This is a genomic window from Achromobacter spanius, from assembly GCF_002812705.1.
Lineage (GTDB): Bacteria > Pseudomonadota > Gammaproteobacteria > Burkholderiales > Burkholderiaceae_B > Achromobacter > Achromobacter spanius.
In genome coordinates, this window is record NZ_CP025030.1 from 5187213 (window position 1) to 5206963 (window position 19751).

Annotated in this window: 19 protein-coding genes; 13 read left to right on the forward strand and 6 right to left on the reverse strand. The window is 65.3% G+C overall.

Annotated features, from left to right (window positions below; genetic code table 11):
• Positions 1 to 123: 123 nt before the first annotated feature.
• Complete coding sequence (locus tag CVS48_RS23425) at positions 124 to 897, forward strand: IclR family transcriptional regulator (protein WP_100856532.1); 774 nt, start codon at positions 124 to 126, stop codon at positions 895 to 897.
• Positions 898 to 1016: 119 nt separating this feature from the next.
• Here CVS48_RS23425 and bktB read toward each other — a convergent pair whose 3' ends face one another.
• Together bktB and CVS48_RS23435 are read right to left on the reverse strand one after the other, a co-directional pair.
• On the reverse strand, positions 1017 to 2198 hold the full coding sequence (gene bktB, locus CVS48_RS23430; RefSeq protein ID WP_100856533.1) for a beta-ketothiolase BktB: 1182 nt from the start codon (positions 2196 to 2198) through the stop codon (positions 1017 to 1019).
• A gap of 40 nt (positions 2199 to 2238) precedes the next feature.
• Entirely contained in the window at positions 2239 to 3024 is a 786-nt protein-coding gene (locus CVS48_RS23435) for a crotonase/enoyl-CoA hydratase family protein (protein WP_100856534.1), read from the reverse strand.
• Between the two features lie 224 nt (positions 3025 to 3248).
• Here CVS48_RS23435 and CVS48_RS23440 point away from each other — a divergent pair, with 224 nt between their 5' ends.
• The 4 genes from CVS48_RS23440 (at position 3249) to CVS48_RS23455 (ending at position 7011) form a co-directional block, all read left to right on the forward strand.
• Positions 3249 to 4406, forward strand: coding sequence for an acyl-CoA dehydrogenase family protein (locus CVS48_RS23440; protein ID WP_100856535.1), 1158 nt, complete (start codon positions 3249 to 3251; stop codon positions 4404 to 4406).
• Between the two features lie 16 nt (positions 4407 to 4422).
• Positions 4423 to 5430, forward strand: a complete 1008-nt coding sequence (locus CVS48_RS23445) for an acyl-CoA dehydrogenase family protein (RefSeq protein ID WP_100856536.1) — start codon at positions 4423 to 4425, stop codon at positions 5428 to 5430.
• Positions 5431 to 5531: 101 nt separating this feature from the next.
• A complete protein-coding gene (locus CVS48_RS23450) occupies positions 5532 to 6437 on the forward strand; it encodes a LysR family transcriptional regulator (RefSeq protein WP_100856537.1) in 906 nt (301 codons plus the stop codon).
• Positions 6438 to 6570: 133 nt separating this feature from the next.
• The gene (locus CVS48_RS23455; RefSeq protein ID WP_100856538.1) at positions 6571 to 7011 is read left to right on the forward strand and encodes a CBS domain-containing protein; all 441 of its coding nucleotides are present in this window, start codon (positions 6571 to 6573) and stop codon (positions 7009 to 7011) included.
• 40 nt (positions 7012 to 7051) lie between these two features.
• Here the strand turns inward: CVS48_RS23455 and CVS48_RS23460 are convergent, their stop codons facing one another.
• Positions 7052 to 7816, reverse strand: coding sequence for a sulfite exporter TauE/SafE family protein (locus CVS48_RS23460; protein WP_100856539.1), 765 nt, complete (start codon positions 7814 to 7816; stop codon positions 7052 to 7054).
• Positions 7817 to 8026: 210 nt separating this feature from the next.
• Here CVS48_RS23460 and CVS48_RS23465 point away from each other — a divergent pair, with 210 nt between their 5' ends.
• The 6 genes from CVS48_RS23465 to CVS48_RS23490 all read left to right on the forward strand — a co-directional run bounded on the left by CVS48_RS23465 (position 8027) and on the right by CVS48_RS23490 (position 14068).
• Positions 8027 to 8914, forward strand: coding sequence for an FxLYD domain-containing protein (locus CVS48_RS23465; protein ID WP_100856540.1), 888 nt, complete (start codon positions 8027 to 8029; stop codon positions 8912 to 8914).
• Positions 8904 to 9740 carry an FxLYD domain-containing protein gene (locus CVS48_RS23470; RefSeq protein ID WP_100856541.1) on the forward strand — a complete coding sequence of 279 codons (837 nt, stop codon included), beginning with the start codon at positions 8904 to 8906 and terminating at the stop codon, positions 9738 to 9740. The genes CVS48_RS23465 and CVS48_RS23470 overlap by 11 nt, the downstream gene beginning before the upstream one ends.
• Before the next feature lie 226 nt (positions 9741 to 9966).
• Positions 9967 to 12558: a bifunctional aconitate hydratase 2/2-methylisocitrate dehydratase gene (acnB, locus tag CVS48_RS23475; RefSeq protein WP_100856542.1), complete on the forward strand. Its 2592-nt coding sequence runs from the start codon at positions 9967 to 9969 to the stop codon at positions 12556 to 12558.
• 234 nt (positions 12559 to 12792) lie between these two features.
• The gene (locus tag CVS48_RS23480) at positions 12793 to 13392 is read left to right on the forward strand and encodes a transglycosylase SLT domain-containing protein (protein WP_100856543.1); all 600 of its coding nucleotides are present in this window, start codon (positions 12793 to 12795) and stop codon (positions 13390 to 13392) included.
• 59 nt (positions 13393 to 13451) lie between these two features.
• Positions 13452 to 13790 (forward strand): type II toxin-antitoxin system RelE/ParE family toxin, encoded by a 339-nt coding sequence (locus CVS48_RS23485; protein WP_100856544.1) that lies wholly within the window; start codon positions 13452 to 13454, stop codon positions 13788 to 13790.
• On the forward strand, positions 13787 to 14068 hold the full coding sequence (locus CVS48_RS23490) for a helix-turn-helix domain-containing protein (RefSeq protein WP_100856545.1): 282 nt from the start codon (positions 13787 to 13789) through the stop codon (positions 14066 to 14068). The genes CVS48_RS23485 and CVS48_RS23490 overlap by 4 nt, the downstream gene beginning before the upstream one ends.
• 90 nt (positions 14069 to 14158) lie before the next feature.
• Here CVS48_RS23490 and CVS48_RS23495 read toward each other — a convergent pair whose 3' ends face one another.
• Both CVS48_RS23495 and CVS48_RS23500 read right to left on the reverse strand, forming a co-directional pair.
• The gene (locus tag CVS48_RS23495) at positions 14159 to 16381 is read right to left on the reverse strand and encodes a TonB-dependent receptor (protein ID WP_100856546.1); all 2223 of its coding nucleotides are present in this window, start codon (positions 16379 to 16381) and stop codon (positions 14159 to 14161) included.
• A 263-nt stretch (positions 16382 to 16644) separates the two neighbouring features.
• Entirely contained in the window at positions 16645 to 17445 is an 801-nt protein-coding gene (locus tag CVS48_RS23500; protein ID WP_100856547.1) for a pirin family protein, read from the reverse strand.
• On the opposite strand from CVS48_RS23500, the gene CVS48_RS29275 reads away from it, so the two are divergent.
• Entirely contained in the window at positions 17444 to 17701 is a 258-nt protein-coding gene (locus tag CVS48_RS29275; protein ID WP_126376294.1) for a hypothetical protein, read from the forward strand. The two genes, CVS48_RS23500 and CVS48_RS29275, sit on opposite strands and share 2 nt — an antisense overlap.
• 60 nt (positions 17702 to 17761) lie before the next feature.
• Positions 17762 to 18673 carry a LysR substrate-binding domain-containing protein gene (locus CVS48_RS23505; protein ID WP_100856548.1) on the forward strand — a complete coding sequence of 304 codons (912 nt, stop codon included), beginning with the start codon at positions 17762 to 17764 and terminating at the stop codon, positions 18671 to 18673.
• A 64-nt stretch (positions 18674 to 18737) separates the two neighbouring features.
• Here CVS48_RS23505 and CVS48_RS23510 read toward each other — a convergent pair whose 3' ends face one another.
• Positions 18738 to 19721, reverse strand: coding sequence for a Bug family tripartite tricarboxylate transporter substrate binding protein (locus CVS48_RS23510; RefSeq protein ID WP_100856549.1), 984 nt, complete (start codon positions 19719 to 19721; stop codon positions 18738 to 18740).
• Between the last annotated feature and the right edge of the window lie 30 nt (positions 19722 to 19751).

Genomic DNA, 19751 nt, shown 5'->3' on the forward strand with positions numbered 1-19751 from the left:
GCGGGGCCCGCGCTCGTGTGGCCCGGGTCGGTTGGGTTGCAGCGCTTGCACTGCATCGATTTGATTGAATTAACGCACCTGGAATCCTAGAATACAAAATATTCAATCAATTTTTCCCACAATATGAACAAGACGATGGCCACTGGCGGGACCCAAAGCATGCGCCGGGCCTTGGGGTTGCTGCGGGTGCTGGCGCAGCACCAGGAAGACGGCATTGACCTGCAAGGCGTCATGGCGGCAAGCGGGCTGGAGCGCTCAACTGCCCATCGCCTGCTGAGCTGCCTGCTGGAAGAGCAGTTCGCCGAACGCGACGGGCGCACCCGGCGCTACCGCCTGGGTGTGGATTCCATGCAGTTGGGCTTTGCCGCGCTGCGCCGCACGCCGCTGCTGGACGCGCTGCGCCCCTTCGCGCAGAAGCTGGCGCGGCTGTCGGGCGACACCGTGTTCCTGGTGATACGCCAGGGCGACTACGCGCTGTGCCTGCTGCGCGAGGCGGGTTCGTTTCCGGTGAAGGTATTCACCATCGACCAGGGCGAACGCCGACTGCTGGGCGTGGGCGCGGGCGGCCTGGCGCTGATGGCCAGCCTGGCGGATGAAGAGATTGCGTCGCTGTATGCGCGGCACGCGGCCAGCTACGCACAGATCGGCGTATCAAGCACTGCCCTGATGAAGGCCGTGAAGCAGACGCGCGCGGCGGGGTACTCCGAGATCGTGGACACGATCACGCCGGGCGTGTCGGGGGTGGGAGTAGCGTTTCCGGTGTCGGAACTGACGTGGGTGGCGTTCAGCTTCGGCGCCATCAGCAGCCGGCTGGATGCGCCGCGCCGCGCCAAGATGGGGGCACTGCTGCGCGCCGAATGCCTGGCCTGGGCGCAGGACTATCTGGGTCATGAATGAGGGACACGCGCCCCGCGTGGTGGCGGGGCGCGTATCTGGTCAAGCACTATCACTCGACTGCAAGCACATTCAGTCAGACAAACTCATTCAGCGAAATTCACGCGCTTGCTGCCGGCAACTTAAATGCGCTCGAAGATAGCAGCGATGCCCTGCCCGCCGCCGATGCACATCGTCACCAGCGCGTAGCGTCCGCCCACACGTTGCAGTTCATGCAACGCCTTGACGGTGATGATCGCGCCGGTGGCGCCAATGGGGTGGCCCAGGCCGATGCCGCTGCCGTTGGGGTTGACCTTGGCCGGGTCCAGCTTCAGTTCGCGCGAAACGGCGCAGGCTTGCGCGGCAAAGGCTTCATTGGCTTCGATGACGTCCAGTTGGTCCACCGTGAGGCCGGCGCGCTTGAGCGCGGCCTGCGTGGCGGGCACCGGGCCGATGCCCATGATGTCCGGGTCCACGCCCGAATGCGCGTAAGCCACCAGGCGCGCCAGCGGCTTGACGCCACGCTTGGCCGCCACCGATGCGTTCATCAGCACCACGGCGCCCGCGCCGTCGTTCAGGCCCGACGCATTGCCCGCCGTGACGGTGCCGTTCTCTTTCTTGAACACGGGCTTGAGCGCGGCCATGGTGTCGGCCGAGACGTCGCGGCGCACGTGCTCGTCGGTGTCGAACACGACTTCGCCCTTGCGTGTCTTCAACACCACCGGCACGATCTGGTCACGGAAATAGCCGGCGTCGATGGCGGCCGCCGCGCGGCGATGCGATTCCACCGCCAGCAGGTCCTGGTCTTGCCGGCTGATGCCGAACTTGGCCGCCACGTTTTCGGCGGTAACACCCATGTGCATGCGACCGAAGGGGTCGGACAAGGCGCCGGTCATCATGTCCAGCATGGTGCTGTCACCCATGCGGGCGCCCCAGCGTTGCGACGGCACGATGTACGGGGCGCGGCTCATGCTTTCGGCGCCCGCGCCGATGGCGATGTCGGCATCGCCCAGCATGATGGTTTGCGCGGCGGACACAATGGCTTGCAGGCCCGAGCCGCACAGGCGGTTGACGTTGAAGGCCGGCGTTTCCTTGGCGATGCCGGCGTTCATGGCCGCCACGCGCGACAAATACATGTCGCGCGGTTCGGTGTTGATGACGTGGCCCACCGCAACGTGGCCGACCTCGTCGCCCTTGACGGCGGCGCGTTCCAGCGCGGCACGGATGACGGTGGCGCCCAGGTCGCAGGGCGGTACATCTTTCAGCGCGCCGCCAAAGTCGCCAATGGCGCTGCGGACGGCCGACGCGACGATAACTTCATTCATGGTGTTTCCTCCTTGTGATGTTTTCCATCATACCGCCGGCCTAGCGCCGCCGCGCCGCAAGGAATTGGGCGACGGCATCCGCGTGCTCGTCGGTCTTGTGGGCCAGCGCCTGATACGCCGCCGACAATTCCAGCAAGGCGTCCAGCCGCGCATGCTGGCTTTCACGCAAGAGCCGCTTGGTCAGCCGCACGGCCTGGGGCGAATTGGCCGCCATGCGGCCCGCCAGCGCGCGCGCGGCGGGCAACAGCTCCACGGCGGGCACCACGCGCGACACCAAACCCCATTCCAGCGCGGTGGCCGCGCTGATGGCGTCACCGGTGAACGACATTTCGGCGGCGCGCGCCATGCCGATCAGGCGCGGCAAAAACCACGCGCCGCCGTCGCCGGGAATGATGCCCAGCTTGACGAAGCTTTCCGCAAACGTGGCGGCTTCCGACGCGATGCGCACGTCGCACATGCAGGCCAGGTCGCAGCCCGCTCCGATGGCCGGCCCGTTCACCGCCGCAATCGTCGGCACCTCCAGCGCGTGCAGCGCCAGCGGCAGGCGTTGTATGCCATGCCGGTATTCCTGGCGCAGTGCCACGCTACCCACCTCGGGGCCGATCTGCCGCTGCATCTCGTTGATATTGCCGCCTGACGAAAACGCCTTGCCCGCCGCGGTCAGGATCAGCACACGCACGGCCGGGTCGCGTTCGATACGCGCAAACACCGCCAGCATCTGGTCCACGATGTCGCTGCCGGTCAAGGCGTTGCGCGTGGCCGGGTCGTCCAGCGTCAGCGTGGCCACGCCGTCCGCGTCCAGCTCGAAATGCACGAGTTCCGTCATGTTGTGCTCCTGACATAAAAGTTCTTGGATCGCCTGCGCGCGCGGCGGCGAAAGCCATCAGCGTAGGCCCCGCGCCTGGGCATCGTCCAATATTAGTTTTTGGCTTGCTGATACAAGATCGGTATCGGAAATCACGAAAATAATATTGGACGCCTGTCTGCTCGCTCAGTGATAGTCGTTGGATGCGCCCGCCCCGGGCATGCCACCCCATTCGGTTCACCGCCATGATCGATACGCTGGAACTGACCACCATTCCTTGCGCCGACGAAGCCTTGCGCGCTGAGGTTCGCGCCTTTCTGGCGGACACGCTGGACGGCCTGGAACCCGACGAGCGCGCGCGCTCCTGGATGGGCTTTGATGCCGGCTTCAGCCGCCAGCTTGCCGAGCGCGGGTGGCTCGGCCTGACGCTGCCGCGCGAGTACGGCGGCGCCGAACGCGGCCACTTCGCGCGCTTCGTGCTGTCCGAAGAATTGCTGGGCGCGGGGGCACCGGTGTCGGCGCACTGGATTGCCGACCGCCAGAGCGCGCCCCTGATCCTGAAATACGGCTCGCCCGCGCAACGCGCGTTCTATCTGCCGCGCATCTGCCGCGCAGACGCCTTCTTCTGCATCGGCATGAGCGAGCCCGGGGCCGGGTCCGATCTGGCTGGCATTCGCACTCGCGCAGACCTGATCAGCGCCGAACGTGGCGGCTGGCGCCTGAACGGCAGCAAGATCTGGACGACCAACGCGCACCGCTCGCACTACATGATTGCGCTGGTCCGCACGTCGGGTACCGCCGAAGACCGCCATCAAGGCTTGTCGCAACTGATCGTGGACCTGTCGCTGCCCGGCGTGACCGTGCGCCCCATTCAAGACCTGACGGGCGATGCGCATTTCTCGGAAGTGTTCTTCGACAACGTCGAACTGTCTGCCGACGCGCTGATCGGGGAGGAAGGCGCGGGCTGGGCGCAGGTGAATGCTGAACTGGCCTTCGAGCGCAGCGGCCCCGAGCGCTTGTATTCCAGCATTGCGCTGCTGGAATGCTGGCTGACGCATTGCCGTGGCCTGTCGGACAACACCGCCAGCCGCGCCACGCTGGGCGCGATCCTGTCGCAGATGGCGGTGCTGCGCGCCCTGTCGCTGGCGGTGGCGGGCAAGCTGGCGGCCGGCGAAAGCCCGGCCACCGAGGCCGCGTTGGTGAAAGACCTGGGCACCGAACTGGAACAACGCATTCCGCAACTGATCGGCGATGCGCTGGGCCGCCAACCCGAGGTGCCGCCGCCCCTGCCGCTGCTGCGCACGCTGGCCTACCTGGAACAGATTGCTCCCACGTTTTCCCTGCGCGGCGGCACGCGCGAAATTCTGCGCGGCATCATCGCGCGCGGCCTTGCCCTTCGATAACTACTGGACGCCCCCCATGGACACCCTGCTTGGCGACGCCGCCGAACGCCTGTTCGCCCAGACCTGCACACCCGCGCTGCTGCGCGCCACCGAACAAGGCCAGCCCATCGACGCCGCCTGGCAGGCCTGCGAGGACGCGGGCTTCGCGGACGCGCTGGTGCCGGAATCGCAGGGCGGCGCCGGGCTTGCATTGGCCGACGCCTTGCCCGTGGCGCTGGCGGCGGGCCGCCACCTGTGCCCCTATCCCATCGTGCATACGATGCTGGCGCGCGCCTGGCTGGCGGCTGTCGGGCAAACACCGCATGCCCGGCCGGCGGGCGCCATCGCCATCGCGCCTGATGGCCTGGCCATTCATGGCAAGCGCATCACGGGCGTCAACGTGCCCTGGGTTCGCGTGGCCGCTTATGTGCTGGCAGAGATCAACGGGCAGGCCTGGCTGCTGCCCGTGCAGGCGGGCTGTGTGCACGACAACGGCGTGCATGGCGCGCTGGACGGCGAAGCATCGTGGTCCATGGCGGACGCACAATGCCTGGGCAGCGGACCGGCGCTGGATGCGCTGGCGGCCGTGGCCTACACAGGCTTGATGGCCGGTGCGATGGAACGGGTGCTGGACATGACGCTTGCACACGCCAACACGCGCACGCAGTTCGGCCGCGCCATCGGCCGCTTTCAAGCCGTGCAGCAGCAGATCAGCGTGATGGCCGAACAAGTGTGGGCAGCGCGCATGGGCGCCCAACTGGCGTTTCAAGACCGCGACGGCTTGCCGCAAGCCATGCTGGCGGCCGTGGGCAAATCACGCGCCAGCCAGGCGGCGCCGCTCGTGGCCGACATTGCGCATGCCGTGCATGGCGCCATGGGGATCACGGCGGAATTCGACTTGCAGTTGTATACGCGGCGCTTGCGCGACTGGCGGCGGGCAGCAGGATCAGAAACCTACTGGCATGAACGCATCGGCGCGCATGCGCTGGCCAGCAACGCCAGCGCGCTGGACACGGTGCGCACCACGCTGCAAGGCGCAGCCTAGGCGGGTGATACGAAACGCACGGTCCGGATGGCGACCGCGATAGGGTCCAAGTATCATCGAAGGCCTTTATTTCGCGCTACCCCCCGCCTTGGACCGCCCTCATGGATTTCCGTCATCTACAGCAATTCCTGGTGCTGGCCGACACCTTGAATTTTCACCGCGCGGCCGAAAAGCTGCACATGTCGCAGCCGCCGTTGTCGGTGTCGATCCGCAAGCTGGAAGAGAGCGTGGGCGTTGCGCTGTTCGTGCGCGGCCGCCAAGGCGTGCAACTGACCGAGGCCGGCCTGGCGGCGCTGGACGAAGCGCGCCGCGCCTTGTTCCATGCCGAGCAATTCCAGTTGGCCGCGCGCGCCGGCGCGGCGGGCGAAGGCGGCACGGTGCGCGTCGGTTTCGTGGGGTCGGCCACGCACGCCATCCTGCCGCGCGTGCTGCCCTTGTTCCGCCAACGCTATCCGGGCGTGACGGTGGTGCTGCGCGAAGCCACCTCCATCCGCATCATGCAGGACCTGGCCGACGACGCGCTGGAGGTCGGCATCGTGCGCGTGCCGGTGGCCATGGGCTCGAACGTTCGGCTTGCCCCCTTGACCACCGAGAACTTCGTGCTGGCCGTGCCCAAGGGCCATGCCCTGGCGCGCCGGGGCCGACTTCGGTTGGCCGACCTGGCCGACGAGGCCTTCATCATGTACACCGCGACCGAAGCCGCGGGCTTGCGCATGGCGGCCATCAACGCTTGCCAGTTGCGCGGCTTCACGCCCCGCATCACGCAGGAGGCGGTGCAGGTGCAAACCTTGTTGAGCCTGGTTGAAAGCGGGCTGGGCGTGGCGCTGGTTCCGGCCGGCGCCCGCCGCCATCCCAGCCCGAACGTGGTCACCAAGACCCTGTCCGATTTTCCCACCGACGCCACGATCGGCATTTCCCTGGCCTGGAATCCGGCTACCGAACGCAGCGCCGCGCGCAACCTGCGCGAGCTGGCGGTCCACGCATTCCGCCCCCGGCCAGCCAAATAACCGCGCCGCGCTTGCGGCAAGGTGGCCGGCAGGCTTAGGATGGAGCATGACCGCGCGGCAGCGCCCTGACCGTTATCGAAGGGTGCAACGCGCGGTCCGCGGTTGAACCTTGTCAGCGATACGGGAGCACATCGTGAAAACAGTGGCTGAGATTCTCAGGGAAAAGTCGAACCATTCCGTGGTGACGGTTTCACCGGATTCCTCGGTGTTCGACGCCATCAAGACCATGGCCGAACGCAGCATCGGCGCGGTGGTGGTCGTGGAAGGGGAAACGGTGCTGGGCATGCTCTCCGAGCGCGATTACGCCCGCAAAGTGGTCCTGCAGGATCGTTCGTCGCGCAGCACCAAGGTGCGCGACATCATGACCGACTCGGTCTATTACGTGGGCCCTAACGACACGCGGGAACACTGTATGGCCATGATGACCGAACGGCATTTTCGCCATCTACCGGTCATCGACAACGAAAAGCTCATAGGCCTGCTGTCCATCGGCGATCTGGTCAAGGACGTCATGAGCGAACAGAAGTTCATCATCCACGAACTGGAACGCTACATCAGCGGCGGCCACGCCTAGGGCGGCTTGGCGCAACCCCGCGCCAACGCGGCGCTGGCGGCTACCCCGCCGCCAGTATCCGCGCCGCCGGCACGATCAAGCCCATGCCGGCCGCCAGCAACAGCACGAACACCATGCGCTTGACGGTCTTCATTGACCCGGACGTGCTGAAGCGCCGCGCCGCCCACGTCACGACAATCACGACGGGCAGCGCGTACACGCTGAGCCAGAACGACGAGGCCTCGAATTCGCCCTGCGCCGTCACCAGCGTCAGGCGCACCACGGCATTCAGCGAAAACAACACCAGCAGGCTGTTGCGGATGGCCACCAAGGGCAAGGGCTGGCGATACAGGTGATACACCATCGGCGGCCCGGCGCTGGAGAACAGGCCGCCCAACACCCCGGATATGCCCCCAAAGAACCAGAAAGACGCCTTGGACGACAGGCGTTCCAGCGGTTTGGCGCGCGCCACCAGCAGCACGGCACAAGCCAGGATCGTGATGCCCAGCAGCAACTGCAACAACACCGTCATTGACCCGCTGATCCACGTCAACGCGGCAACGCCCACGCCCACGCCGACAAAGCTGGCGATCATGGCGGGCCGCATCAGCGACCAGTTCACTTGCGGCTTGGTCCGGGCCAGCGTGACGGCGGCATTCACCAGCGACAGCACGCTGACCACATTGGCCACTTCGGCCACCGAGGCCAACTGAAACACGCCGGACAGGCCCAAAAGCACGAGTCCGAACGCAAAGCCGGTCATGGTCTGGGCATAGGTGGCGAGCGCCACGCAGGCCAGAAACAGCAAGTGATGGGTGAGGGTCATGCGGAGGGATGGGGTGGAGTCGCGGCGATGATATCACCCGGGCATCGGCCGCTTTGGCCCCGGTAGCAGGCCAAAGACGGCCAGCCGCCGTCAACGCCGGGCACATATTGTCACAACCGGAAGCGTACCCGCACCCCGCGCGCGATGCCCTGCCGCTATCCTTCCCGCCCTGTCCCCCTGTCCGCTTTGCCCCGGCCAACCCCGCACAGAATGACGCCCAAACACACCACGATCAACACGGTCACGCTGACCTGCTCAACCTGCGGCAGCGCGCAGTTCACCAAGCTCGCCACCAACGAATACCGCTGCAATCACTGCCACGCGCTGACGCTGGTGGAAGACGACGTTGCGCAGCGGCTGGAGAAAATCCTGGCGGGCATGCAGCGGCCCGCGCCCCCCGCGCCGATCAAGCCCCGCGTGGTGGCGATCGTCGCGCTGGTGGTGGCGGCGGTGGTGGCCATTCCGCTAGTGGCGTCGATGTTGACATCAAGCCGCCCGTCGGCGCCTTACCGCGCGCAACCCGTCACGCCGCCCATCGATGCCGCCAAGGTCAAGCTGACGGACGTGCGCGAAACCCAGAAGCACGGGCGCAAGCAGTTGGTGATGATCATGCGCAACGAAACCGGCCAGAAGATCGACCCGCCCCGCGTCACGGCGACCTTCTACCAAGGCGACCTGACGCTGTCGTCCACATCGGCATCGCCGTCGGCGCGCTCGTTGCAGCCGGGTGAATACGTGCCCGTGCTGATCTCGGTACCGGACAAGGCCTACTCGCGCTACACGCTTGAGGTGGCCACGCCCAGGGCCGCGCGCGGCAAGAACAACCAGGTCACGCCCAGCAAGGTGCAACTGGTGAAGAACGACGGCGCCTACCGCCTGGTGGGCCTGGTGAAAAACGAGGGCGACGCGCAGGCCGGCAGCACGCAGATCACCGTCATGCTGTACGGCGAAGACGGCACGATGATCGGCACCGGCAACGGCTACGCCACGGCCAACCCGCTGGCGCCCGGCGCGCTGACGGCGTTCGACGTGCGCTGCGAAATGCTTGGCGACGGCAAGGTCGCGTCCTACGACTACATGGTGCAAAGTGAAAGCTGATCGTCGCGGCGCCCCGCCGCTGTCCTGGCCGGTCAAGGCCGTATCGGTTTTGATGACGCTGACGGCCGCCCAGGCTCCCTCAAGGGCGGAAATGCCCAAGGAGGCCGATTCCGCATCCCGCATCGTGCGGGTCAGCCCGGCGGAGGTGCGGGTGATCGACCATGTGCGCCTGACCACCGAAGAACTGCTGGACCCCGGCTTTGCGCTGTTCGATAACAAAGCGCTGACCTTGTCTCCGCCGCGCCGCCTGCTTGATGAAATCGACCGCCCGCTCATGTACACGGAAGTCGTCAACACCAGCGCGGACTACGTGGCCCTGTCGCCCAAGGCGCAGATCACCGTGTTCGACGGCTCGACCCCGCTGAAGGTTCGGCAGGACTGGACCCTGCCCGCCTATCTGTACCCGGGCGAGCGCGTGCCGGTGGCGCTGGTTGGCGGCGACTACGACCGCTATACCGAAGTCAAGACCGACTGGATGCCCGCCAAGCGCGCCGCCCTGCCCGGCCCCCGGCCCAAGCTGGACATTTCCGTCGACAACACCGAAGCCGGTGTCGGCACCGGCACGCTGAACTTCAGCTACCGCTACCGTTACAAATACGTCACCGTGACGGGCCGCGTGCGCAACGAGGACCAGGTGGAAGTGAACAACGTGCGGGTCTGGGTCAGCCTGTACGACGCCCAGGACAAGCTCAGCGGCGCCAGCTTCAAGGAACTGCGCCTGCCCAAGCTGCAACCGGGCGAGAGCGCCCCGTTCGAGGTCATCGTCAAGCAGCACGGCGGGAATTTTGCACGGGTGGGCGTGGTGTACGACGTGGCCGGGCGATAGTCGGCGTCTGGGCTGGCGTCTGTGCCGGCGTCTGTGCCGGCGTCTATGCCGGCGTCTATGCCCGGCGCCTGCCCGGACCCAGCATGGCGCCCGCCCCGTCTCCACAATGCAACAGCTATCGGCTCAGGTCTTATATAAGATATAAGACATTTGCTAGCGCCTTCTGTTGCCTCTACAATTCCGCCCGACAACCCTTCTTCCAACCCGACTTTTGAGCAGGCCTCACATGCTGGATAACTACCGCCAACACGTTGCCGAACGCGCGGCTCTGGGGATTCCCCCGCTGCCCCTGACGGCTAAACAAACCGCCGAACTGATCGAACTGCTGAAGAACCCGCCCGCTGGCGAGGAGCAGAATCTGGTCGAACTGCTGACCCACCGTGTGCCGGCCGGCGTGGACGATGCCGCCAAGGTGAAGGCGTCTTACCTGGCCGCCGTGGCGCTGGGCAAGGAAGCTTGTGCGCTGATCAGCCGTGCCAAGGCGACGGAACTGCTGGGCACGATGCTCGGCGGCTACAACATTGGCCCGCTGGTCGACCTGCTGGACGATGCGGAAATCGGCACCATCGCCGCCGATGCGCTGAAAAAGACCCTGTTGATGTTCGACGCCTTCCATGACGTGAAGGAAAAGGCCGACAAGGGCAACGCCAACGCCAAGTCCGTGATGCAAAGCTGGGCGGATGCCGAATGGTTCACCAGCCGTCCGGAACTGCCGGAAAGCCTGACCATCACCGTCTTCAAGGTGCCTGGCGAAACCAACACCGACGATCTGTCGCCCGCGCCCGACGCCACCACCCGCCCCGACATCCCGATGCACGCCCTGGCGATGCTGAAGAACAAGCGCGACGGCGCGGCGTTCGAACCGGAAGAAGACGGCAAGCGCGGCCCGGTCAAGTTCATTGAATCGCTGAAGGAACAAGGCCACCTGGTTGCCTACGTGGGCGACGTGGTCGGTACGGGTTCGTCGCGCAAGTCGGCCACCAACTCGGTGCTGTGGTTCACGGGCGAAGACATTCCCTTCGTGCCGAACAAGCGCTTTGGTGGCGTGTGCCTGGGCAACAAGATTGCCCCGATCTTCTACAACACGATGGAAGACGCCGGCGCGCTGCCGATCGAGCTCGACGTTTCCAAGATGGAAATGGGCGACGTCGTCGAACTGCGCCCGTACGAAGGCAAGGCGCTGAAGAACGGCGAAGTCATCGCTGAATTCGAAGTGAAGTCCGACGTGCTGTTCGACGAAGTGCGCGCCGGTGGCCGCATTCCGCTGATCATCGGCCGTGGCCTGACCAGCAAGGCGCGCGAAGCACTGGGCCTGGCCCCGTCGACGCTGTTCCGCCTGCCCAAAGACCCGGTCGATACCGGCAAGGGTTACACGCTGGCCCAGAAGATGGTTGGCCGTGCGTGCGGACTGCCGGACGGCAAGGGCATCCGCCCGGGTACCTACTGCGAACCGAAGATGACCTCGGTCGGCAGCCAGGACACCACCGGCCCGATGACCCGCGACGAACTGAAGGACCTGGCTTGCCTGGGCTTCTCGGCTGACCTCGTGATGCAGTCGTTCTGCCACACCGCCGCCTACCCCAAGCCCGTGGACGTCAAGACGCACCACACGCTGCCGGAATTCATCAGCACCCGTGGCGGCGTGTCGCTGCGTCCGGGTGATGGCGTGATCCACTCGTGGCTGAACCGCATGCTGTTGCCCGACACCGTCGGCACCGGCGGCGATTCGCATACGCGCTTCCCGATCGGCATTTCGTTCCCCGCCGGTTCGGGCCTGGTCGCCTTTGCCGCCGCCACCGGCGTGATGCCGCTGGACATGCCGGAATCGGTGCTGGTCCGCTTCAAGGGCAAGCTGCAACCCGGCGTCACCCTGCGCGACCTGGTCAACGCCATCCCGCTGTACGCCATCAAGCAAGGCCTGCTGACCGTTGCCAAGCAAGGCAAGAAGAACATCTTCTCGGGTCGCATCCTGGAAATCGAAGGCCTGCCGGACCTGAAGGTCGAGCAAGCTTTCGAACTGTCGGATGCGTCGGCTGAACGTTCGGCCGCCGGCTGCTCGGTGTTCCTGAACAAGGAACCGATCATCGAATACATCAACAGCAACATCGTGATGTTGAAGTGGATGATCGCCAACGGCTACGAAGACGAACGCACGCTGGGCCGCCGCATCAAGGCCATGGAAGCCTGGCTGGCTGACCCCAAGCTGCTGGAGCCGGACGCCGACGCCGAATACGCCGCCGTCATCGAGATCGACCTGGCCGACGTGCACGAGCCCATCGTGGCCTGCCCGAACGACCCGGACGACGTCAAGACGCTGTCGGAAGTTGCCGGCGCCAAGATCGACGAAGTGTTCATCGGCAGCTGCATGACCAACATCGGCCACTTCCGCGCGGCATCCAAGCTGCTGGAAGGCAAGCGCGACATCCCGGTCAAGCTGTGGGTGGCCCCGCCCACCAAGATGGACGCCACGCAGTTGACCGAGGAAGGCCACTACGGCGTCTTCGGCACCGCCGGCGCCCGCACGGAAATGCCGGGCTGCTCGCTGTGCATGGGTAACCAGGCACAAGTGCGCGAAGGCGCGACCGTCATGTCGACCAGCACCCGCAACTTCCCGAACCGCCTGGGCAAGAACACGAACGTGTACCTGGGTTCGGCAGAACTTGCCGCCATCTGCTCGAAGCTGGGCCGCATCCCGACCAAGGACGAGTACATGACGGACATGGGCGTCATCAACAAGAGCAGCGACCAGATCTATCAGTACCTGAACTTCGACAAGATCGCCGACTACAAGGACGTGGCGGACGTGATCGAGGTGTAAGCCTTGCACGCTAGCCAGGTGTCTTGACCTGCTTGCAGCAGGAACGACGGCCCCGGAGCAATCCGGGGCCGTTTTCTTTTGGGGCGGGTTTTGGAAGGCGCTCTTAACGCCCAAGCAAGCGTCCGAACAGGAAACTTTTCCCCCGATACGTTTTCATACAATCGCGGTACTTTGTGACCCTTGCCCCGGCGCAGCGATCCGTTCGCGCCATGACCCGAAGGAGGAAGCCCGCCAATGACCCGGCTTTTGCTGCCGCCGCTGCTACTGCTGGCGCTTGCCGGTTGCGCCACGGCGCCGCCATCCAACCCCGAGAACATTTGTGCGATCTTCCGTGAAAAGCCGGACTGGCACGACGCCGCCCTGAAGGTGCAAAAGAAATGGGGCGCGCCCGTGCCGGTGCCCATGGCGATGATGTATCAGGAGTCCTCCTACAAACAGGACGCCGTGCCACCCCGCTACTACTTCCTGGGCTTCATCCCCTGGGGCCGCGTCAGTTCCGCGTACGGCTACGCGCAAGCCAAGGACGAAACCTGGGCCGACTACAAGCGCGAAGCCGGAAGCTGGGGCGCCAGCCGCGACGACTTCGCCGACGCACTGGACTTCATGGGCTGGTACATGAGCAAAAGCCAGCGCATCAACGGCGTATCCAAATGGGACGCGTACGCCCAATACCTGAACTACCACGAAGGCTGGACGGGCTACCGCAACCGCAGCTACGACCGCAAGGCATGGTTGAAAACGGTATCGCTGAAGGTCAAGGCGCGCGCGGAGAAGTTCACGTCGCAATACAAAAGCTGCGAAGCGGATCTGACGCGCGGGGGGTGGTTTTGGTGAGGAAAACGCGCCCGCCTCCCTGGCATTGAATTCTATACAAAAATTTGTATAATCGCCGCATGAGAGTCCTCAAACTCGTCACCTTTTTGGGTATGGCACTTGACGAACTGCGGGCCTTTCCACTGCATGCACGACGCGACGCGGGGCATCAGATAGATCAGGTACAGCGCGGCTTGGAGCCGGACGACTGGAAGCCCATGACAACGATCGGACCCGGCGTCCGCGAAATCAGGCTTCGGGAAGAGTCGGGTGCGTTTCGCGTGATATACGTCGCAAAGTTTGCTAAATCCATCTACGTCTTGCACTGCTTTCAAAAGAAGGCGGCGAAGACAGGAAAAACCTACCTGGATCTGGCTGCCAAGCGATACCGCGAACTGTTGAAGGAGCTAGGCCAATGAGCAAGCAACAATTCACCAGCGTGTGGGATGCCATTGAAGACACTCCCGCCGAAGCTGAAAACATGAAACTGCGCTCCGAACTGATGGTGGCGCTGAAAAATCACATCGCTCGTTCTGAAATGAGCCAGCAACAAGCGGCGCAACTGCTGGGCGTCACGCAGCCGCGCGTGTCGGATCTCATGCGCGGGAAGATCAACCTGTTTGCGTTGGATGCGCTGGTCAATATGGCGACTGCTGCGGGCCTGCACGTGCAGATGACGATTCAGGAAGCAGCGTGATCCGCTGTTGATTTTCTTATCCCCAAAAACAAATCCCGGCTTCGTGCCGGGATTTGTTTTTGGTATGCCGGCCGAAGCCGGCCGCCTCGATCAGAAGTCCATGCTTGCCGAAAGCAAGAACGTGCGCGGGCCACCGAGCACCAGGTAGCCGTTGCCGGGGTAGCCGCCCACCGAAGACCAGTAGTTGCGGTTGGCGATGTTTTCCACGCGGGCGCGCAGGGTGACCAGATGGCCGCCTACGTCTGTCATGTAGCGCACGCCGGCGTCAAAGCGGGTCCAGCCGGGGACTTTGAGCGTGTTGGCGTCGTTGGCATAGGACGAGCCGGTGTAGACCATGCGGCCGTCCACCGCCAGGCCTTGCACGCCGGGGATGTCCCATTCCACGCCCATGTTGGCCTGGAAGCGCGGCACGCCGATCACGCGGTTACCGTCCAGCGAAGCCGTGCCGGTCGAGCGTTGCTCGGCATCCAGCCACGTCAAGCCGCCCAGCACACGCACGCTCTTGATGGGTTCACCGTACACGGTCAGTTCCACGCCTTGGTGGCGGTCTTTGCCCGACGTGGTCAGCTCGTTGTTGGCGTTGTACATCGCGCGCGGCTTGTCCGTGGAGAACAAGGCCAGGCCGGCGCCCAGGCCGTCGCCTTCGTACTTCACGCCAATTTCTTTTTGCTTGGACACGTACGGCTGCAAGCTTTGGCCGACGTTAGGCACCGGCCTGCCGTTGGCGTTCGCGGGCGCGGTCGGACCCGCGACCAATGCTTCGATGTAGTTGGCATACAGCGAAACGCTGGGCGCCACCTTGAAGACGATACCGGCAGCCGGCGAGTTATGGCTGGCGTCGTAGGCGCCGCTTTCATTGCCCGTGTTGTAGGCGTAATCACGCTGCGACAAGCGTTGATGGCGGATGCCCAGGGTCAGCAGCACCTTGTCGTCCAGGAACGACATGGTGTCGCCCAGGGCGTAGCTGCTCATCCGCGTGCGTCCTTGCAATGCGGGGTTGTCAATATCGTTGCCGCGCAATGCCGTCGCGCTGAAGGCGGGCTTGTCGTAGGAGATCGGGTCATAGATATTCGTGGGGTAGGTATTCCCGAAATCCATGATGTAGGCGTTCTTCTTCTTCAAATCGAAGAAGGAAGCGGACGCGACGATCTCGTGGCCGACCGGGCCGGTACGCACTTTGGCGCGCAGGCCGAACTCGCCCGTGTTGACGCTGTCTTCACGGGTGTTGTCGAAGCGGTAGAAATTACCCGCGCCGGTGCTGCCGTTCGTCAGCGTCACGTTGCCCAGCGAGTTGGCTTCGTCGCTGCGGCGGAAGCCATACGCGGCCCAGCCGGTCAGCTTGTCGCTGAAGTCGTGTTCCGCGCGCACGGTGCCGAACACGTCACGTTCATTCGAATACGACCACGGCTGCGCGTAGTTGGAGCTTGCGTCCGGCGCGTCGGGTACTGTGGTCACGCCCGAGCCCATCGTCACATTCGGCCTCGCGCGCTTCAGCTTGTTTTCCTGCCAGCCGATATCCGCCGACAGGCGCGTATCCGCAGACCGCCAATCCAGGCCCAGCGACACCAGGCTGGTGCGCGAATGTTCATCATCGATGCCCGTGTCGCCGCTGCGTTGCGCGGCGTTCAGGCGGATGCCGGTGCTGTCGTCCGGGCCAAAGCGGCGGGCGATGTCGGTAGAGATCTGGAACTGGCCGCCGCTGGCAACGCCGGTGGTCACGCGGGTCAGCGGCTCGTTCGGCGCGCGCTTGGGCACCAGGTTGATCACGCCGCCGATGCCGCCGCCGCCGGGCGTGGCGCCCGTCAGGAAAGCCGTTGCGCCGCGCAGCACTTCCACGCGCTCGAACAGTTCGGTGGCGATGTACTGGCGCGGCAGCAGGCTGTACAGGCCGTTGTAGGCCACGTCGTCCGAACTGAGGATGAAGCCGCGAATGAAGTAGGACTCTTGGAAATTACCGAAACCGCGCGCCACGCGCACGCCCGAATCGTTCTGCAAGACATCGCCCACGCTGCGGGCCTGCTTGTCCTGGATCAGCTCGTTCGTGTAGCTGGTGATGCTGAACGGCGCGCTCAGGTTGTCCAGCGTGCCCAGCACGCCCACCCGGCCGCCTGTCGCCACCTGCCCGCCCGCGAACGCCGGGGCCAGGCCGCCGGCCGATGCGTCGGCGCTGGCCTCTACCTTGATGGCTTGCATCGACACCACGGAGCCGCTGTCGGTGGCGGGCTGCGCTTGGACAGGGGTGGCGGTTTGCGCATGGACGACGCCCATGCATGGCAGCGTTGCGGCCACGCAAGCGAGAGTTCGAATTTTCATATCGGGATCAAGAGAGGAAGGTGGGGCGCGTCGCCGCGCAAAAAAACACACAATCCCGATTGGGTCACGCACGGAAAACGGCTTATCAGTGGGCACTACCGCGAAAGCCTGCCATCAGGCCCTGACCGAGCCCGTTCACCAAGGGGGTCTTGAGGTCTTGAGTCGCAAATGTTATCAAACCGATAATCATTCTCAATATTTCCCCATTTTTTGCTTTTATTGACGTTGCCGTCACACAACAGACATCCCTGATAGCCGCAGGGTTAAGCCGCGAGCGGCTTGGCGCCGCGACGACTGGGCTTTACCGCCGACGGCGCGCTGACCGCACTGCACAGGCTGCCGACCAGCACGAAGTGCGCGGGCGCCCTGCCCGCCATCAAGACCAGCACGCCTTCCTCGTCATCGGCCGAGGCAGACGCGACCAGCGCCGAGCCCGCGTCCAGCACCGCGAAGTCCGGGTCGCCTGCCACTTGCCGGGGCAACGGCGGCGCCCCGATCCGACGATGCCTGGCACGCACGCCAAGCGCGCCGGACACCGCGTAGATCCAGGCGTTCCAGCCTGGCGCCAGCGGCACCAACTGGGTTGCACCGGGGCGCAGCCAGGCGTCCAGGATGGTCATGGGCGTGGGAGTGGCCAGGGGCGACTGCGAACCGGCATGGCTACCCGCCACCACCCGGACGCGGCCGGCATCGGTCTTTATCACCGGCATCTCCCAGCCACGCAGCAGCGTCGGCGTGGCGGGCAAAGGCTGGGGTTCAGCTTGGGGTTGTGATTCGGCTTGTGATTCGGCTTGGGATTCAAGCGAGCCAGGCAAGCCCATCACCATGCGCAAGCCGTTCAAGCGGACCTCGGCGTTCTGGGCAATTCCATCCGCTGCCCGCGTCCGGATGACGCCGGCATCCTCCCGCGTCCAGTGCAGATCCCCGGCCTGCATCTCATGGTCCTCGCAGTTACCGCCCAGGCTTTGCATACCGCCCCGGCAATCCTCCAGCAGCAGCGTTGCCACGCCCAGGCCGGCGTACGCGTCCTGCAAGGACGGCAGCACGGTGGCCGACGCGGTCATGGCGAAATGGTCCACCCTGAACAATGGGGAGGAAACCGGCGAAGAAACCCGAGAAGCCCCCCGGGAAGCGCCGCAGGAAAAATCGGCGTGGCAAAACGAACGGATCGTGCAGGAATCGCCGGCCGGTTGCGGCTGGCTCGCGACGACATTGCTGAGATGGATAGTCAAAAACTGCTGCCTGATTCGGATAACGCTTGCGGGTGCCGAAGCTTATGCGTTCCACCTGGCGGACAGTAGAGGCCAATTTCAGGAATAGTTGTCCTGCCACGCAGGACAATCCGCTCCCGTCCCACGATCTACGCGCCCCTCCCCGCCCATGCCCTCGCACCCGTATCACCTTGACGATCTGCTGCTGTTCAGCGAAGTCGTCGCCAAAGGCGGCTTCTCGGCTGCCGCGCGCGTGTTGAACATGCAGCGGTCCAAGCTCAGCCGGCGCGTGGCCGAACTGGAGGCGCGCCTGGGCGTGCGGCTGCTTCATCGCAACACCCGGCGGGTGTCGCTGACCCCGATGGGCGAGCAGATATACGTGCATGCCCAGGCCGTGGCCCGCGAAGCCCGCATCGCGTTCGACCTGGCGGCTTCCATGGGCGACACGCCCAGCGGCCTGTTGCGCATCACCGCGCCCTCGCCGCTGGCGGTCACGCTGCTGGGCGATATGGTGGCGCGCTTCTGCCTGGCGCACCCCGGTGTGCGCGTGCTGTTGGACACGCGCGACGAGATCATCGACCTGGTGGGCGAAGGCTATGACCTGGCGTTTCGCGCCATGGGTACGCCGCTGACCGATTCGCGGCTGATCGGGCGCGAGCTGGCGCTGGTGCCCCTGACGCTGGTCGGCGCGCCGGCGCTGGCCCAGGCGGCGCGGCCCCGCCATCCGCGCGACCTGGCGGCGCTGCCGCTCCTGGCGCATGCCACGCAAGACAATCTGCACACCTGGCGCTTTACCGGCCCGGCCGGGGAAACGGCGTCGCTTGCGTTTCAACCGCGTTGCCTGAGCAGCAATATGGCAACGCTGCGTTCCATGGTGCGCACGGGGCTGGGCGCGGCGTTGATACCGCACTACCTGTGCGCCAACATGCTGGCCAAGGGCGAGCTGGTCGAGATACTGCCGGGCTGGCGGGTCGCGCCGTCGCGCATCTACGCCATCATGCCCGCGCGCCGGGGCGAGCCCCTGGCCTTGCGCCGCTTCCTGGAAGTGGCGGCGGCCGAACTGCCCGCCCTGCTGGGGTGACGCGGTCTGCTGATGTGACGCGACCTGCTGATGTGGCGAGGCCTGTTGGCGTGACGCGCCCTGCTCAGTCCAGCTTGATGTGGTTCGCCCGGATCACCTCGCCCCAGCGCTCGCGGTCTTCCGCCACGTAGCGTTCGGTCTCGGCCTGATCGCGCGGCGCCTGGATCACCAGCCCCAAGGCCTGAAAGCGTTCCCGGAAATCCGGCTGGCGCATCACCTTGGCCACCGCGTCCCGCAGGGCGCCAGCCTCGGCCGCCGGGGTTTCCGCCGGCACCGCAACCCCAAACCACGTGGCTGCGCGAAAGCCAGGGAAGCCGCTTTCGGCCACCGTGGGCACGTCGGGCAGCACCGGCAGGCGTTCAGCCGTGGTCACCGCCAGGGCCTTGATCTTGCCTTCCTTAACCAGCGGCAGCGACGTGCTGATCACGTCGACCATCAACTGCGTGTCATTGGCCATCAGCGAACTGAGCGCGGGCGCGCTGCCGTTGTACGGAATGTGCGCCACGTCCATGCCGGTGCGCGATTTCAGCAGCTCCGTCGCCAATTGCAGCGGGTTGCCGACGCCGACCGAGGCGTAATTCAGCTTGCCGGGACGCGCCTTGGCCACGCCAACGAATTGCGCCAGCGTGGCGGCCGGCACTTCATTGTTGGCCACCACCACCAGCGGCAGTTCGGCCACGACGGACAGCACGCTGAAGTCGCGCGCCGCGTCGTAGGCGATCCTCTGATAGAGCATCGGGTTCAGCACCATGCTGGCGTTGCTGGCCAGGAACAAGGTGTAGCCGTCGGGCTGCGAACGCGCCACCTGCGTGGCGGCGATCATCGTATTGGCGCCTGGCTTGTTTTCAACCACGACGGGCTGCGCCAGTTCACGCGACAGGCGCTCGGCCAGCACGCGCGACAACTGGTCGGCCGCGCCGCCCGGCGTGTACGGCACGACCAGCTTCAACGGCCGGTCGGGAAACGCCGCCACCGCAGGCGACGCGGCGGCCGCGCAAACCCACATCGCGGCCGCGGCGCGGCCGATCCAACGATTCATCTTCAACATGCTTGTCTCCCGAGTCTGTGGCGACTCTGA